The sequence below is a fragment of the Streptomyces sp. NPDC005863 genome (assembly GCF_042871345.1).
Lineage (GTDB): Bacteria > Actinomycetota > Actinomycetes > Streptomycetales > Streptomycetaceae > Streptomyces.
The window spans coordinates 521834-537113 of sequence record NZ_JBIAII010000004.1 but is presented as its reverse complement, the minus strand read 5'-3'; the positions used below and the strand labels follow the sequence as shown (position 1 = coordinate 537113).

The 15280-nt window shown below is 69.2% G+C and carries 16 protein-coding genes; 7 read left to right on the top strand and 9 right to left on the bottom strand.

All coding sequences use genetic code 11. The annotated features are described in order from the left end of the window. Window positions 1–32: 32 nt before the first annotated feature. Together ACFYO9_RS18760 and ACFYO9_RS18755 are read left to right on the top strand one after the other, a co-directional pair. Window positions 33–1163 carry a protein kinase family protein gene (locus tag ACFYO9_RS18760; protein WP_358776985.1) on the top strand — a complete coding sequence of 377 codons (1131 nt, stop codon included), beginning with the start codon at window positions 33–35 and terminating at the stop codon, window positions 1161–1163. A 14-nt stretch (window positions 1164–1177) separates the two neighbouring features. Beyond that, the gene (locus ACFYO9_RS18755) at window positions 1178–1648 is read left to right on the top strand and encodes a DIP1984 family protein (protein WP_355820434.1); all 471 of its coding nucleotides are present in this window, start codon (window positions 1178–1180) and stop codon (window positions 1646–1648) included. A 333-nt stretch (window positions 1649–1981) separates the two neighbouring features. Here the strand turns inward: ACFYO9_RS18755 and ACFYO9_RS18750 are convergent, their stop codons facing one another. After that, window positions 1982–2488, bottom strand: coding sequence for a MarR family transcriptional regulator (locus ACFYO9_RS18750; RefSeq protein ID WP_355820456.1), 507 nt, complete (start codon window positions 2486–2488; stop codon window positions 1982–1984). Window positions 2489–2921: 433 nt separating this feature from the next. Between ACFYO9_RS18750 and ACFYO9_RS18745 the strand changes: the two genes are divergently transcribed. Then, window positions 2922–3689, top strand: a complete 768-nt coding sequence (locus ACFYO9_RS18745) for an SDR family oxidoreductase (protein ID WP_355820432.1) — start codon at window positions 2922–2924, stop codon at window positions 3687–3689. A 275-nt stretch (window positions 3690–3964) separates the two neighbouring features. Further along, complete coding sequence (locus tag ACFYO9_RS18740; RefSeq protein ID WP_355820430.1) at window positions 3965–4480, top strand: lytic polysaccharide monooxygenase auxiliary activity family 9 protein; 516 nt, start codon at window positions 3965–3967, stop codon at window positions 4478–4480. A 211-nt stretch (window positions 4481–4691) separates the two neighbouring features. Here the strand turns inward: ACFYO9_RS18740 and ACFYO9_RS18735 are convergent, their stop codons facing one another. Together ACFYO9_RS18735 and ACFYO9_RS18730 are read right to left on the bottom strand one after the other, a co-directional pair. Then, window positions 4692–5117, bottom strand: coding sequence for a pyridoxamine 5'-phosphate oxidase family protein (locus tag ACFYO9_RS18735; protein WP_355820428.1), 426 nt, complete (start codon window positions 5115–5117; stop codon window positions 4692–4694). Between the two features lie 121 nt (window positions 5118–5238). Beyond that, window positions 5239–6168: an NAD(P)H-binding protein gene (locus ACFYO9_RS18730; RefSeq protein WP_358776986.1), complete on the bottom strand. Its 930-nt coding sequence runs from the start codon at window positions 6166–6168 to the stop codon at window positions 5239–5241. 68 nt (window positions 6169–6236) lie between these two features. On the opposite strand from ACFYO9_RS18730, the gene ACFYO9_RS18725 reads away from it, so the two are divergent. After that, on the top strand, window positions 6237–7046 hold the full coding sequence (locus ACFYO9_RS18725) for a LysR family transcriptional regulator (protein ID WP_358776987.1): 810 nt from the start codon (window positions 6237–6239) through the stop codon (window positions 7044–7046). A gap of 38 nt (window positions 7047–7084) precedes the next feature. Here the strand turns inward: ACFYO9_RS18725 and ACFYO9_RS18720 are convergent, their stop codons facing one another. The 6 genes from ACFYO9_RS18720 to ACFYO9_RS18695 all read right to left on the bottom strand — a co-directional run bounded on the left by ACFYO9_RS18720 (window position 7085) and on the right by ACFYO9_RS18695 (window position 12772). After that, window positions 7085–7444 carry a GNAT family N-acetyltransferase gene (locus ACFYO9_RS18720; protein WP_355820423.1) on the bottom strand — a complete coding sequence of 120 codons (360 nt, stop codon included), beginning with the start codon at window positions 7442–7444 and terminating at the stop codon, window positions 7085–7087. After that, window positions 7441–8787: an acyltransferase family protein gene (locus ACFYO9_RS18715; RefSeq protein WP_358777067.1), complete on the bottom strand. Its 1347-nt coding sequence runs from the start codon at window positions 8785–8787 to the stop codon at window positions 7441–7443. The genes ACFYO9_RS18720 and ACFYO9_RS18715 overlap by 4 nt, the downstream gene beginning before the upstream one ends. 468 nt (window positions 8788–9255) lie before the next feature. Continuing rightward, a complete protein-coding gene (gene argG / locus ACFYO9_RS18710; RefSeq protein ID WP_355820422.1) occupies window positions 9256–10710 on the bottom strand; it encodes an argininosuccinate synthase in 1455 nt (484 codons plus the stop codon). A gap of 167 nt (window positions 10711–10877) precedes the next feature. After that, window positions 10878–11291, bottom strand: a complete 414-nt coding sequence (locus ACFYO9_RS18705; RefSeq protein ID WP_358776988.1) for a hypothetical protein — start codon at window positions 11289–11291, stop codon at window positions 10878–10880. A 187-nt stretch (window positions 11292–11478) separates the two neighbouring features. Next, a complete protein-coding gene (locus ACFYO9_RS18700; RefSeq protein ID WP_388666428.1) occupies window positions 11479–12072 on the bottom strand; it encodes a hypothetical protein in 594 nt (197 codons plus the stop codon). A gap of 187 nt (window positions 12073–12259) precedes the next feature. After that, window positions 12260–12772: an HAD domain-containing protein gene (locus tag ACFYO9_RS18695; RefSeq protein ID WP_358776990.1), complete on the bottom strand. Its 513-nt coding sequence runs from the start codon at window positions 12770–12772 to the stop codon at window positions 12260–12262. A gap of 310 nt (window positions 12773–13082) precedes the next feature. Here ACFYO9_RS18695 and ACFYO9_RS18690 point away from each other — a divergent pair, with 310 nt between their 5' ends. Both ACFYO9_RS18690 and ACFYO9_RS18685 read left to right on the top strand, forming a co-directional pair. After that, complete coding sequence (locus ACFYO9_RS18690; RefSeq protein ID WP_358776991.1) at window positions 13083–14204, top strand: site-specific integrase; 1122 nt, start codon at window positions 13083–13085, stop codon at window positions 14202–14204. Beyond that, window positions 14201–14584 (top strand): helix-turn-helix transcriptional regulator, encoded by a 384-nt coding sequence (locus ACFYO9_RS18685; RefSeq protein ID WP_358776992.1) that lies wholly within the window; start codon window positions 14201–14203, stop codon window positions 14582–14584. Before ACFYO9_RS18690 ends, ACFYO9_RS18685 begins: the two co-directional genes overlap by 4 nt. The last annotated feature ends 696 nt before the right edge of the window (window positions 14585–15280 follow it).

The window sequence follows — 15280 nt, the reverse complement described above, 5'->3', positions numbered from 1 at the left end:
GCCGTAGTCGATGAAGGGAAGCGGCACGCCCAATGCATCCCAACCCAAACCCCAACCCCAACCCCAGCCCCCGCCCCGCTACCTACAGTCGCGTCTCAACCGACCTCGCCCTGCACAGTGATCGCGAGCTCCAGCGCCTCCTGGACACGGCCTCACCGCTCGGATCCGGCATCGGCGGGAGCTCCGCGCTTCTCCAAGTCGCCGATACGCCGGTCTTCGTGAAGCGCGTGCCCCTCACCGACGTGGAGCTGCAACCGGATCATCTCCGTTCCACCGCGAACACCTTCGGGCTGCCCCTCTTCTGCCAATACGGCATCGGTGGGCCGGGCTTCGGTGCGTGGCGCGAAGTTGCCGCGCACACCATGACGACGAACTGGGTGCTCTCAGGCGGTCATCAGGGGTTCCCGCTCATGTATCACTGGCGGGTACTCCCGAACACGGCACCCGTCACCCTGCCGTCGGAACTCGCCGACATCGAACGGGCCGTGGCCTATTGGGGCGGAGGCGGCTCCGTACGACGCCGTATAACCAGCCTCAAGGAATCCTCATCGAGTGTTGTGCTGTTTCTCGAGTACATCCCGCAAACCCTGCACGCTTGGCTCGCCGAGCAGGTGCGAATGGGCCCCGATGCGGTCGTCCGGGCCTGCGCCCTCATCGAGGAGGAACTGGTGGCCGGGACCTCCTTCATGAACGACCGCGGGCTTCTCCACTTCGACGCCCACTTCCAGAACATCCTGACCGATGGGCAGCGGCTCTACTTCGCCGACTTCGGGCTGGCGCTTTCCTCGCGGTTCGATCTGTCGCCCGCGGAACGTGACTTCTTCGATGCGCACAGAACGTACGATCGCGCGTACACCCTCAGCTACCTCGTCAACTCGCTCATCACCTGCCTCTACGGCTACGAGCGAGCGGAACGGGAGGCGCTGATACGTGCGTGCGCCGAAGGTCGACCTCCACCCGCCGGCCCGTCGGAAACGGCGGCACTTCTCGCCCGTCTTGCGCCGCTCGCGGCGGTCGTGACCGACTTCCTCGGCCGGTTGCAGCACGAGAGCCGGGGCGTTCCGTATCCCGGAGAAAACATTCGACGGATCCTGGGTGAAAAAACCCGTGCGCACACCTCATCCCCGTGTTCGTATACTCATGCGATCTTGCGAACTCAGTGAACGGGGGGAAGACGGTGAAACTTGCTGAGGCACTGGCCGAGCGGGCGGAAGCGACGCGTCGCGTGGAGCAGTTGCGCTCGCGCGTCGTCAGCAGCGCGCGGTACCAGGAGGGTGAGACGCCCGCCGAGGACGCCGCGCAGCTGCTGTCCGACGCCGGAGAGGCGCTGGACACCCTTGAGTCACTGATCCGGCGGATCAACCGGACCAACGCGACGGTGGACTTGGGCGAGGACGGCACGCTCACCGACGCGCTCGCGCGCCGGGACGTCCTGCGGCTGCGCCACTCGGTGGTCACCGCGGCCGCGGACGCGGCGGCGGGTACCGGCGATCGCGGGTACGGCCGGCAGCTGCGGTCCGAGCTGATGATGCTGTCTGCTCTCCCCGTGGCCGAACTGCGCGGGCAGGCGGATGCGCTCGCGCGGGACATCCGCGAGGTCGACGTCCGCATTCAGCGTGCGAACTGGGAGGCCGACCTGCTGGACTGATCCGTCCGGCGGACTCGGGCGTTCCAACCGAAGGCGATGGGGAGCAGGTAGCTGTTCCGGAGGCGTGCACACACCGAGAGCCGCGGTTTTCGGCTCACTCCTGGCGCGTGGAGAGCAACGCAGGGGTTCGATTCCCCGTTAACAATGCAGCTCCGCACCGCGTACAGGTGACAGTGCACATTGCACAGCACATCACCACGTGCAGATCCGGGCAGTGAGGGCGGGCTCGGGGTTTCCCCATCGCAGACAGTCGCCATCCGTCGTGGGCAACCGCAGTCCGCCGCGGGCAACCGCTAGCAACCGCCAGCAATCACACGCGGCGATCCGACGTCGTCACTCCTCGCCCACCTGAGTGATCCGCTCGTCCCCAAGACTCCGCTGGACGTCGGTGAGCAGGATGCTCAACAGCTCGGTCAGCTGGGCCTGTTGCCCCGAGGTGAGGCCGCCGATCAAGTCGGCCTCCCTGCCGAGCACTTGGTCGACGGTGGCCTCCACCAGGGCGTGGCCGGCGTCGGTCAGGGTGACGTCGACGGTACGCGGGCGGCCCTCGCCGGGGCGACGGGTGACGAGGCCCTCGCGTTCGGCACGGGCCACCCGTTGGGACACCGCCCCTGCCGTGACCATGGAGAGGTGGCCCAGTTCGCGGGTGGTCAGGGTGTAGGGGGCCCCGCTGCGGCGCAGGACGCTGAGCAGGTCGAGTGTCGCGGTGTCCACCCCCGCTCGGGCGAGCACCCGGCGCCGGTCGTCACCGAAGAGTTTGGCCAGCTGCCAGATGGGCGTGACGATGCCGATCGAGGTGGCGGGCGTACCGGGGCGCTCCCGCTCCCAGGCGGCGGCGATGTCCCGCGCGGTGTACGCCGAGGTGGCGTCGCCGGGAGGCGGGCCGGCGTCGTACCGGCCTCCACGGGGTACGGAAGTCCGTGCGGCGGCATCGTCGTCGAGCCTTCGACGAGCCACGGAACCTCCTGCGCCGCTCGCCCCCTCCTCGGGACCGTCTCCTCCCCCGGCATGCCCGGCCACTCCCTCACCTCGCCCTTCCGTCGGCCCGGATCCCATCAACCCCACACCCTCACCCTCACCACTCGTGCACCTTCACCTCTCGTGTCGGGACATCCCCGCGCATCTCTCATGCATCCCCCATATCGGGTTCCTTATGAGCCGTGGCACCACGGCCCCACGACCGCCCCCTCCTCCGCGAGGCCTCCCCTCGCGCCCCCGCCAATGCTACGTTTAGCTCTAAATTTAGGCCTCAATGAAGTACGGAGTTCAGCTTATGGCACGCACCATCCTGATCACCGGTGGCGGCACCGGCATCGGCCGCGCGACCGCCCAGCACTTCGCCGAGCGCGGCGACACCGTGTTCGTCACCGGCCGTCGGCCCGAACCGCTCGACCGGCTGGCCAAGGAGGCCTCGGAGGTCGACGGGGACATACGCGGGCTGGTGTGCGACCACACCGAGCCGGCGGCGCTCACCGCCCTCCTCGCCCGGCTGCCGGAGCAGATCGACGTCCTCGTCAACAACGCCGGCGGGAACACCGACTTCGACGCCGCGTCACAGTCGGACCTCGAGCTCGGCGGGGAAGCCGACCTCATCGCCTACGCACATGCCTTCCGCGCCAACCTGGACGCGAATCTCGTCAGCGCCGCGCTGACCACCAGGGCACTGGACCCCCGGCTCGCGCCCGGCGGGGCGGTCATCCACATCGGGTCGATCGCCGCAAACCGCGGCTCCGGGTCGTACGGCAGTTACGGCGCCTCCAAGGCCGGCCTCTCCACCTGGAATCTGGACCTCGCGAACACCCTCGGGCCGCGTGACATCACCGCCAACGTGGTCGCGCCCGGTTTCATCGCCGACACCGAGTTCTTCCGGGACCGGCTCCCGGCGGAGAGGCGCGAGCAGCTCGTGGCCTCGACCGCCACGGGCCGTGCCGGTGCGCCCTCGGACGTCGCGGAGACGATCGCCTTCCTCGCGTCACCCGGCGCGCGTCACATCACCGGTCAGGTGCTGCATGTCAACGGCGGTGCATACAAGACGCGTTGAGGCGCTGCGGCGCCTCACGATGCTGCCGGCCGCCGCCTCCGGCGGCAGGGTTCTCCGCATGGCGCGAAACCGACCTTGACCGCGGCTCGCCAAAGTCTATGGTCCGGACTAATCAGCAGTCGCGCCCACGTGGCCCCACCATTCGGCGCGGCCACCCCCGATACACCTTCCCCGTTCCACCCCCACCCGCACCCGCGTCCCCACCCGCCCCCTACCCCCCACAAGAGCACTTCGCGCTGCACACCCCCATGAAGCAATGCAGTGAAGGAGTACGCATGGACAAGAAACGGAAGATAGCCGCCGCGATCGGCGCCGGCCTGGCACCGGTCCTCGCTCTCACGCTGCCGACCGGTTCGGCCAGCGCACACGGCTACGTGAACGCACCGGCGAGCCGACAGGCGCAGTGCGCGGCCGGCACGGTGTCGTGCGGCGAGATCAAGTACGAGCCGCAGAGCGTCGAGGGGCCCAAGGGCCTGCGCAGTTGTAGCGGCGGCAACGCCAGGTTCGCGGAACTCGACAACGACAACAAGGGCTGGCGGGTGAGTGACGTCAGCAGGACGCAGACCTTCACCTGGACGTTCACCGCCCGTCATCGCACCGCGAACTACGAGTACTTCGTCGACGGCACGAAGGTCGCCACCATCGACGGGGGCAACCAGCAACCGCCCGCGACCGTCACGCACCAGGTCAACCTCGGCAACGCCACCGGCAGGCACAAGGTCCTCGCGGTGTGGAACATCGGCGACACGTCCAACGCGTTCTACGCGTGCATCGACGTCAACATCCGCTGACCGTACGCCTGTTGACCGTACACCCGGGTGACCGCGCGCCCCGGTGACCGCGCGTCCGCCGACCGTACGACCGTCGCCGACTGTATGGCCACCGGGCCGTACACCGACCGAGGCGCGCCCCCACTTCGGCCGCTCAGTGGGGGCGCGCCTCAGAGCCCGCCGTCTCCGTCCTTCTCCGTCTCCGTCCCTGCCCGTCGGCCGGGTCGAGGTGTCAGACGGCCCCGAGGTCCGACGAGTACCAGCGCTCGGGCCGCAGGGTGAAGACGACCTCGTCGCCGTGCGCCTTCCAGGCGCCCTCCACGTACGGCTCGACCTTGTCGGCCGGAAGGTAGCGCGCCGTCATCTCCCGCAACTGCTCGATGGTCGCCTCCTCGGTCCGGACCACCGGGCCCTCGACGGACACATAGCGGACGGTCGGCTCCAGGCGGTCGACCATGAGCGAGAAGCGTCCCGCCTCGGCGATCAGCTTCCCCTTCTTGGAGTCGCGGGCGGTCATGACCCACAGCTCGCCGCCCGGGGCGTACTGGTACCAGATCGGCAGGGTGAGCGGCGCCCGCCCCTCGCCCGCCGTCACGGCCAGCGCTCCGATGTGCGGCTCGGCCAGGAACTGCTCGCGCTCTTCGACGCTGAGGGGCATCGCGGGTCTCCTTCGATCGTGGGCGTCCCGTCATGATCCCCAACTCGCCCCGCTCCGACGGTATTCCACGCCCACGTGTCGTCGGCTACGAGGACGGACCCGGATCAGCCGGGCCCCGCCCTCAACCCTGGTTCTGACCCCAGCCCTCACCCGTCCGCGCGCCGATCGCCGGCTTCAGCACCTCCTCACACCAGGTCCGGAAGCTCGTCGAACCCGCGGTCTGCGCCGTGCGTCGAACGCCGCCGTCGAGGCCGTCGTCCTTGGCGCGCATCATCTCGACGTAACCCTCGATGAACGCGTCGCCGGCGCCGTACGCGCCGAACGCCGCACGGCAGTCGTCATACGACTGCCGCTCGTAGCGGACCGGGCGGCCGAGTACCTCAGACATGATGCGCGCCTGGTCGTTCGGTGACAGGTCCTCGGGGCCGAGCACCGGGACCTCGCCCTCCCCCGTCCAGGAGCGGTCCAGCAGCAGGCCCGCGGCGTTCGCGGCGATGTCGCGGCAGGCCGCTGTCGGTGCCTTCCGGTCGGCGGAGACGACGTCCGTGAACACGCCGTGGTCGCGGATCGACGGCAGCTGGCGGAGCAGGTTGTCCATGAACGTCGGGTTGGCGAGGGCGCGGCAGGCCGCGCCCGTGCCCGCGATGAGGTCGTCCATGTCCAGCGAGGCCGTCACCTGTCCGGCGCGGCCCGCGACGGGGGTGCCGCGGCCGAGAGCGGAGACGCCCACGACGTGTCCCACCTTGTGGTGCACGAACGCCTCCGCGGCGGCGCGGGTGAATCCCGAGTAGACGGCCTCCAGGCTCGGGGCCCGGGTGTCGGGCGGGACGAGCCAGAAGACCGCGTCCGCGCCGGCGAAGGCCCGGTCGACGACCTCCGCGTCGCCGTGCGAGCCGGTGATCACGTCGACGCGGTCGCGGACCGACGCGGGGAGTTTCGCCGGGTCGCGCACGATGACGCGCAGGCCCTCCCCGCGGGTGAGGGTGTCGTTGAGCAGGATGTCCAGGAGCCGGCCGCCGATCTGGCCGGTGGGAGTCGTGATGACGATCATGTGTCGAGTCTCGGGGCCTGCCGTCCGCGGCGTCCAATACCCTTTCAGGAGATTGATACCCTGAGGGCATGGATCTCGATCTGCGCAAGCTCCGCTACTTCGCCGCGGTGGCCGAGCACCGGCACTTCGGCCGGGCTGCGGAGCAGCTCTTCATCACGCAGCCGGTCCTCAGCCGCCAAGTCCGCTCGTTCGAGCAGGAGTTGGGGTGTGCGCTGTTCGTACGCACGACCCGCAGCGTGGAGCTCACGGCGGCCGGCAAGCAGCTGCACGAGGAGGCGCAGGGGATCCTCGCGGCCGCCGCGGCGGCCGTACGCCGCGTGCACGACATCGACCGTGGCGTGCAACGGCTGTCCGTCGCCTTCTCCCCCGGCCTGTACGTGGCGGACGCGATCCGAGCGTTCGCCGCGCTCCATCCGAAGGTGGAGACCGACGTCGTCCCGGCGCGCTGGTGGGAGCAGGACGCGCCGCTCCGCGACGGCCGGGCCCAGATCGGTTATCTGCGGCGCCCTTTCGACGAGACGGGTCTGCGTGTCGTGCCCATCGGCCACGAGCCCCGGGTCGCCTGCATGCCGGCCACGCATCCGTTGGCCCACCGTGCCGAGCTCGTCTCCGCCGACCTGGCCGACGGGCCCATGCTGGACTCACCGACGCGGAGGACGGCATCCCTCGAAGAGAAGTTTGAGCTCATCGCCTCCGGCCGCGGCATCGCCCTCGTACCGCTGAGCGTCGCCCGCTCCTACTCGCGCCCCGACCTCGTGCACGTGCCCGTCACGGACGCTCCCGGGGTCGAGACGTGTCTGGTCGTCCGCCCGGAACGGCAGGAAAAGCTGCTGCGCGACTTCGAGGAGATCGCCGTCGCGACGCTGCGCGGCACCTGAGGGCCCTTGGCCCGATGCGGTGTCGACTGGTTCGTGGGTCAGGGCGCCATGTGCGGGCAGCGCACCCCATCGGGCGGGAAAGCGATCTCCAACTCGTCCGCCATGGCCGTGAAGAAGCGCTTGCCCTCGGCGGACTGCCGTGACGTGGACCAGGTGTAGCCGGGACACGGGGCGAGGGCCGTGTGCAGTGCGTGTCGGCCGAGGCCGAGCCCTTGCCAGTGGGCGGCGACCGCGATGTTGCCGATGTATCCGCGTCGGCAGGGGTGGCAGATCTGGTATTCGAGGCAGCCCACCGGCCGGTCGCCGTGGTCCAGCATGGTGAGGGCCTGGCGGCCCGCGGGCGGCGTCTCGATGACGCGCTCGAAGTGGACGGCGGGCGGCCGGGCCGGGCGGCTCACTCGGCTCTTCCGCCCCGTCTGCCCTGTTCACGGCCCGTGGCGCGGCTCTTGGTGCGGGCCCTGGCGTGGCTCTTGGTGCGGGCCCTGGCGTGGCTCTTGGCGCGGCCCGTGGTGCGGCCCTCGGCGAGGTCGGCCGTGTCCTGCCGGAAGGCCCAGGTCATCTTCGGCTCCATGCTGAAGCGGAACATGCGTTGGACCGGCGGCGTGCACAGCAGCGTGATCACCGTCCCGGCGAGGAGCGTCACGGTGACCTCGCCGAGCGGACGGTGGATCCAGTCGGCGTCGTACCAGTCGCCGAAGCGGGATCCCTTGGCGAGGAAGCCGTGCAGGAGGTAGCCGTACAGCGTTCCGGCGCCGAGGGCCGTGAACCAGAGCGTGCGACCCGGCACCCAGGCGAAGAAGCAGGCGACCAGCACCAGCGAGCAGCCGAACATGGCCAGCGTCATCACGCCGCCCGCCCAGCCGGGCGCGGCCAGTTCCTGGGCGCTGTCGCGGCGGTAGAACCACGCCGCGTTCATCCGGGGAGCGGCCCAGTAGGCGAAGACCAGCGCCGCCGCGACGACGGGCAGGGCCAGCAGGCGTGCCTCCTTGCGGCGCACCAGCTGGAAGTGTGCCGGCTTCAGGACCAGTCCGAGGACGAAGAAGGGCAGGAACTGCAGGACGCGCTGCAGGTCGAGGTCGTCGCCGATGTCCGGCGAGACGGACGCCAGGACGGCGACGGCCAGGGCGATCGGCAGCGGCCACCGCACGGCCTGCCAGATCGGGGTGGTGAGCCGCCAGATGAACAGTGCGGCCAGGAACCAGGTCAGATACCAGGGGTCGAGCAGGCTGATGGGGTAGTCCGGGTCGGCGCCCGCCCACCGCTTGAAGAACGTGTACGCGACCTCGAAGATCACGTAGGGCACGGCGATGCCCGTGATCAGGCGTTTGATGCGGTGCGGGCTCGCGTCGAAGCTGCGGGAGAAGTAGCCGGAGATGACGATGAACGCCGGCATGTGGAAGGTGTAGACGGTGATGTAGAGGGCAGCGGCGGCCCGGCTGTCACCGCGCAGCGGCTCCCAGGCGTGTCCCATCGCGACGAGGACGATCGCGAGGTACTTGGCGTTGTCGAAGAACGCGTCCCGTCGCTTCGGCGGCCGCTCTTCTGCCGCGCTGCCCCTTGAGTCCGACGGGCCGCCCCTCGTGCCTCCCGCGCCGCTCCTTAAGTCTGCCGCGCTGCCCCTCGTACCGGGTGCGCATGACCGTTCGCCGGGCCGGGCGGTTCTCGTTCCGGGGGCGGGGCCCTGGCTCTGGCCCTGGCCGGTGGCCGGGGTCGCGGTGGGCCGCTGAGGGGGAAGCGGCATCGCGTGACGGCCGGTCGGGCGTGACGTCTCCTTCAAGATGCCTCCCACAGTGAACCCGGGCCCGCGAGACCATGCCGTGCAAAGCGTCGTGCCGAAGATGCGGGTGGTGCGTCGTCGCGGTGCGTTCCCGGCACCCTAGCCAAACTTCTACACCCGCGTAAAACTCAGCCGGTCGCGCCCACCGACCCGCGCGAGACGTGCCGCTCGGCGCTCGATGCCAGGTCCGCGGGGTCGGCCGGGCACCGCGCCAAGTCCCCGTACGCGGGACCAAATGCGCTCGTTCGGGTGGTGTCCGCTCACACCCGTTACCCCCTACCGCGCGCTTCGCACCTCGCACCCCGCGCCTTGGCCCACACGCGCAAGGGCCGGTACGACGCCCACATCCGTGGCGTCGTACCGGCCCCTCCCCGCAATGCGGGTGGCGATCAGCCGCTGCCCGGACCGTGTCAGCCCGGGCTCGTACGCGGATCAGTCCGTGCCGAACTCCATGGCGGCGCGGTCCAGCATCTCGTCCTCCGCGGAGACCTGGCCGCGGGAGGCGATGGCCTGGGCGCCGCCCTCGGGCATCTCCGGCATGCTGCCGATCAGCCCGGTCGCGGCGGCCTGGGCGGCGCCGATCGACGGGTTGGCGGTGCCGATCAGGCCGAGGCCCGCGTACTGCTCCAGCTTGGCGCGCGAGTCGGCGATGTCCAGGTTGCGCATGGTGAGCTGGCCGATCCGGTCGACCGGGCCGAACGCCGAGTCCTCGGTGCGCTCCATGGACAGCTTGTCCGGGTGGTAGCTGAACGCCGGGCCCGTCGTGTCGAGGATCGAGTAGTCCTCGCCGCGCCGCAGCCGCAGGGTGACCTCGCCGGTGACGGCGGCGCCGACCCAGCGCTGCAGCGACTCGCGCACCATCAGCGCCTGCGGGTCCAGCCAGCGGCCCTCGTACATGAGGCGGCCCAGGCGCCGGCCCTCGTTGTGGTACTGGGCGAGGGTGTCCTCGTTGTGGATCGCGTTCACCAGGCGCTCGTACGCGGCGTGCAGGAGGGCCATGCCCGGCGCCTCGTAGATGCCGCGGCTCTTGGCCTCGATGATCCGGTTCTCGATCTGGTCCGACATGCCCATGCCGTGGCGGCCGCCGATGGCGTTGGCCTCCATCACCAGGTCGACGGCGGAGGCGAACTCCTTGCCGTTGATCGTCACCGGCCGGCCCTGGTCGAAGCCGATCGTGACGTCCTCGGCGGCGATCTCGACCTCGGGGTCCCAGAACCGCACGCCCATGATCGGCTCGACCGTCTCGACACCCGTGTCCAGGTGCTCCAGCGTCTTCGCCTCGTGCGTGGCGCCCCAGATGTTGGCGTCGGTGGAGTACGCCTTCTCCGTGCTGTCCCGGTAGGGCAGCTCGTGGGCGAGCAGCCACTCCGACATTTCCTTGCGGCCGCCGAGCTCGGTCACGAAGTCCGCGTCCAGCCAGGGCTTGTAGATCCGCAGCTGCGGGTTGGCGAGCAGCCCGTACCGGTAGAACCGCTCGATGTCGTTGCCCTTGAAGGTGGACCCGTCGCCCCAGATCTGGACGTTGTCCTCGAGCATCGCCCGGACCAGGAGCGTGCCGGTGACGGCGCGGCCGAGCGGGGTGGTGTTGAAGTACGCGCGGCCGCCGGAGCGGATGTGGAACGCACCGCAGGTGAGCGCGGCCAGGCCCTCCTCGACGAGCGCCTCGCGGCAGTCGACCAGGCGCGCGATCTCGGCGCCGTAGGTCTTGGCGCGGCCGGGCACCGAGGCGATGTCGGGCTCGTCGTACTGACCGATGTCGGCGGTGTAGGTGCAGGGGACGGCACCCTTGTCGCGCATCCACGCGACCGCGACGGAGGTGTCGAGACCGCCCGAGAAGGCGATGCCGACACGTTCGCCGGCGGGAAGGGAGGTGAGGACCTTAGACATAGGAAGAGTATGCATCATCTCGCATGGTCATGCAAAGGTGCCGTGCGGAGACACCCTATGAAGGGTCTACGAAGGGGTCGTGCGGCGCACGAGAGTCGCGGGGGCGGAGCAGGGTGAGGGCCCCGCTTCCGACGGAAGTCAGGCCGGATGCGTGGGCCCCGGGAGTATCAGGCCGTCCCGTCGAACGGGGTGAGGCGGCGGTACGCGGCCCGGGCGTACCAGACCCGGGCCGTCGCCGTGCCGATGAGCGCGGCGGCCAGCAGGCACGCCACCCAGCCGGGGTCCCGGTGCCCGGCCCAGGAGAGCTCGCCGGTGGGGTGGGCGGCGAAGACGTTCAGGAGCGCCCAGCACAGCACCGCGGTGCCGGGCGCCGCGACGAACCGGCCGAGGGTGCCGACCAGGGCAGCCAGCACGGACAGCGCGGCGAGGGCGAGCCGGGTGCGGTCGAGCGCGCCGAGCAGGTCGAAGGTGATGACCAGCACCAAGGAGCCCGAGCAGGCCGTCGTCCAGACGAACGGTGTGGCCATGGGTTCGGGAACGGCACGCGCCCCCTTGGCGATGTCCCACCACTCCAGCACCATCGGTTCCTCCCCACCACCGGGGGCCGGAAGCGATCCCGGCGCCCGGGCCCACCCCGGCCGAATCCTCGTGCAACGAGACCGGCGCACCGGCGTGGAAGCTCGGGCGCGGTCTTGCCGGGCCCGATTCTCCCACCCCGTCAGAGGGATGCCGAGATCGGTCCCGGCGCCGTCGCACCCGGCAGAATTCCTAGTAGAGCTTGTTGACGGCCGTGGCGGTGGTCTTCTTGAAGTCGGCGACCTGGGCGTCGGGGAAGCCGCCCATCTGTCCCCAGTGCACGAGGGTCACGGTGTTGCCGTCACGGCCGACCGAGAACATGTTGATGTCGGAGGCGCCCCACGTCGCGGTGGTGTGGACGCCGTAGACGTGGGCGCCCTCCTCGACGTCGACCTTGCCGTAGTACTTCTGCTGGGCGGTGATGTCGGGGTTCTCGGCCATCACCTTCTTCGCACAGCCGTCCAGGTCCTTGCGCAGCAGGGCCGCGAAGTCCTTGGCGCGCTGCACGTTGCGCTCGACGACGGTCACCTGAAGGGCGTTGGTGTCGAGGTCGGTGCGGTAGGCGCGGTGCACGGAGATCGACGGCAGCGCCTCGCCGACACACATCGGGAGCGGGTCGGGCTGTCCGGAGGTCACCGGGCCGGCGGTCCACTCCGACGACGCGTGCGGCGGCAGTTCGGAGGCGGCCAGGAACCGGGGCGTGCCGGCCGCGGCGGCGGGCACCGTGCCGACGGCGACACCTGCGGCCGCCAAGGCGGCGCCCATCGCGAGCAGTCCCTTGCTCATACGCATGTTCATCTCCACTGTTTCCCCCAGCTCGTTCGGTTCAGACTGCTTGTCGAAGGGCGGACGGTCCCGCTCTTCCTTCCCACGCCCCATACGACCCGCGGCCCCGCGAACTCGTTGCCCTCGCCCGCGTCACAGCTCTGTCTTCCGTGTCACCGAACGGCAACAGCGGCCGACCGGGACGGAGTTACGCCGCGCGGAGCCAGGCGTCCAGGGTGCGGAAGTCCGCGTCGCGGAGGCCGTGGCGCGGGTCGACCCGGTGCAGCAGGGCCCGCCCCTGATGGTGCGCCGCTACCCAGGCCCGGTCGGCCTCGGACATCTCGTCGTCGACCCAGGCGAAGGCGCGGCCGGCCGCGCGGTCTACGAGTGTGCGGGTCTTCCAGTGCAGTCCGTCCCGGCCGTCGTCAGGTGACGGCTCGGGCCAGTCCACCAAGGGCAGAGGGGGCAGGCCGAGTCGTGGTGCGACGTATGCGTTGGCGTCCGACATCCAGGTCGTCGCCCACACCAATGTGCAGGGCAGCGCCAGCAGTCGGGGACCCAGGGACGGATCGACCCTGGCCAGCAACGGGTTGGCGCCGTCGTCCTCGGGTGACTGGGAGGCGTACGTCGGGTAGCCCCCGGGCAGGTCCCGCGGCGAGGCTCCGAACGGGATGAGGGGTCCGTCGATGTCGAGGAAGAGAAGAGGCAGTGTTGACTCCACTGCACCAATGATGCCGCTTGCGAACGCGAGAAGTGCAGGTTCTGCGTGGCATCTCGAGACGAGTTCTACCACGGCTCGGCAAGCCAAGTTGCGTGTCCTGCTGCCTGATCCCTCGTTCTGATGACTGTGATGCATCAACGGTGCCTCTCGGACAACGTGAGGGCAACCTGGTGACGCGATGAATGAGCACGGAGTGTGATCGGTGAGTCGAGCCAGCCGCAGTGCAGTCCAGCGTGGTCCTGCGCCGGCACCCGGTGTTGCGACGCTGTACGTCGTTCCCGGCGTGCCCATATTGCGGCCTGCGGAGGCTGTGTTCGAGAGCACTCTTCTGGGCTTTCGCGAGCACCAGAAGGCCAGGAACCTGCAGGACACGACGGTCAACGGCCGGGAAAGCGTGATCCGGCAGGTGCAGGCCGTTGCGGACGCCTATCCGTGGGAGCCTGCCTGGAATGCCGCGTTGTTCGACCGTTGGATGTCGCTGTGTGCGCCGGGCAACACGAGCGGCACTCTGGGGTCGAAAGCGCGCATTCTGCGGCTGTACTTGGAGTACCTCACCAACCCGGCTTACCAGTGGCAGGAAGTGTGCCTGAACCTCTTCGGCACCTTCCCGGCACAGGTGGTACGTGACCTCAATGCGGTGCGGCACTCGCAGGATTACGTGGGGCGGCCCAACCGGAATCGTCCGCTGACGCGGCAGGAGATCAAGCGGTTCTTTTCCCAAATGGATCCGGAGATCAAGCGGATGCAGGCTGAGGGACACAAAGGCGCGCTGGCCGCGGCCCGGGATGTGGCGATGTTCACCAGCGCCTACGCGTGGGGACTGCGGCGTCGAGAAACCGCCCGACTGGAGACGCATGACTGGCGACGCCAAGCGAAACTGCCGGAGTTCGGAGACCTGGCCGGGCTATCGGTGCGGTGGGGCAAGGCGAGTGCGGGGCAGCCGCCCCGGCGACGGACCGTGGTGTCCGTGTGGCCATGGGCCGTCGCCACTGTTCGCTTCTACCTCGACCACGTGCGTCCGCAGTTCTATCTTGACCGGCCGGACGACGGCGTCATGTTCCCCACCGAGCGCCACGAGACGATCTCCGAACGTTCTGTGAATGCGCGCTTTGCGACCTGGCGTGACCGGGCCAGCCTGTCTGCGGAGCTGGACCCGCACTGTCTGCGGCATACCTACGTCACCCGGCTCATCGAGAGCGGATATGACACGCAGTTCGTCACCGAGCAGGTTGGGCATTCCCACGCAGCGACGACGGCCATCTACACGGCACTCAGCAGCGACTACAAGAACCTCAAAGTGCGGGAATTCCTCGATGCTCAAGAGGAAAAGATGCTGCACCAGGCATTCGCCCGTGCCGATGCGGAGGCCCAGATGGAGGATGAGTTCGAGGAGGCTCCCGCAGAGCCACACAGCAATCGCAGGAGGGCATGATGGCTGACCCCAACGATGCTGCACGCCGCAAGGCCGTGGAAGAGCTGCAGCCCCAGTACGAGTGGCGCCTGCGTGAGCTGATGGCCGTCCGCAAGAACTGGTACACCACTACCAAGCTGGTCCCAGCCCTTCGTGAGCGCGGCTTCGAATTCGATCGCAGCTACATCTTTCGCCTGGTGAAAGCGGATCAACCACCCAAGGTGGCCATCGGTCTACTCGTGGCTCTGTGTCAGATCCTGGAGTGCACATTCGAGGAACTCGTGGTCCCGATCACGCCGGAAGAACCTGTGGCGCCGGATCCTGGGCAGGTAACTCGGCTGCGGCCGGTTCTTCCGGACACTCCGATGCTGTCGCCAGATTTCTTCGATGCCGAAAGCTGAGTTGTGCCTACTGACTCGACAACGTGTGAATCCTGCGGACAGCAAAACAGAATTGTGTCGCGCAAGGCAGGACGCCCCTTATGCGAACGGTGTTGGCGGGACAGTCGACGGCGGAGCTGCATCGACTGTGGCGAAGTTAAACGCTCGCGAAAGATTACCGATTCCGGTCCGGTCTGTGATCGGTGCTGGAAACAGCGCCAACCACTCGAACTGTGCTCCGGCTGCAGCCGGATGCGGCACGTTACCTCTCAGGCTGATCGACTTTGTGGTTCCTGCTGGGCTCGTGCGAAGGGACGCAGGGAGGCGTGCCGGGACTGCGGGCAGGTTCGCCGCGTCGCCGGCCGGACCAGTGACGGGCCACAGTGCAGCACCTGCCGCGAACGCACCGACCGCCACCCGTGCGATGGGTGCGGCGAAGCCCGTCGTATCAACGCCCGCACGCCCCAAGGGCAGTACTGTCGAGCGTGCTGGAACCGGCTTCGGCCTTCGCCGCTCTGCACGACTTGCGAGCGTCGTCCATCGGCACCGGTTCGCACTGTCGACGGCCTTCCTCGCTGCCATTTGTGCTATTTGGCCATGCGAGTCCCCTGCAGCCGATGCGGGATCGTGTCCCGCGCCGATCGCCACTGGCCGGAGGGGCCCATCTGCGTCTCCTGCGCCAATGCTGTCTTCAGCACGCATGCTGCCTGCGCCACA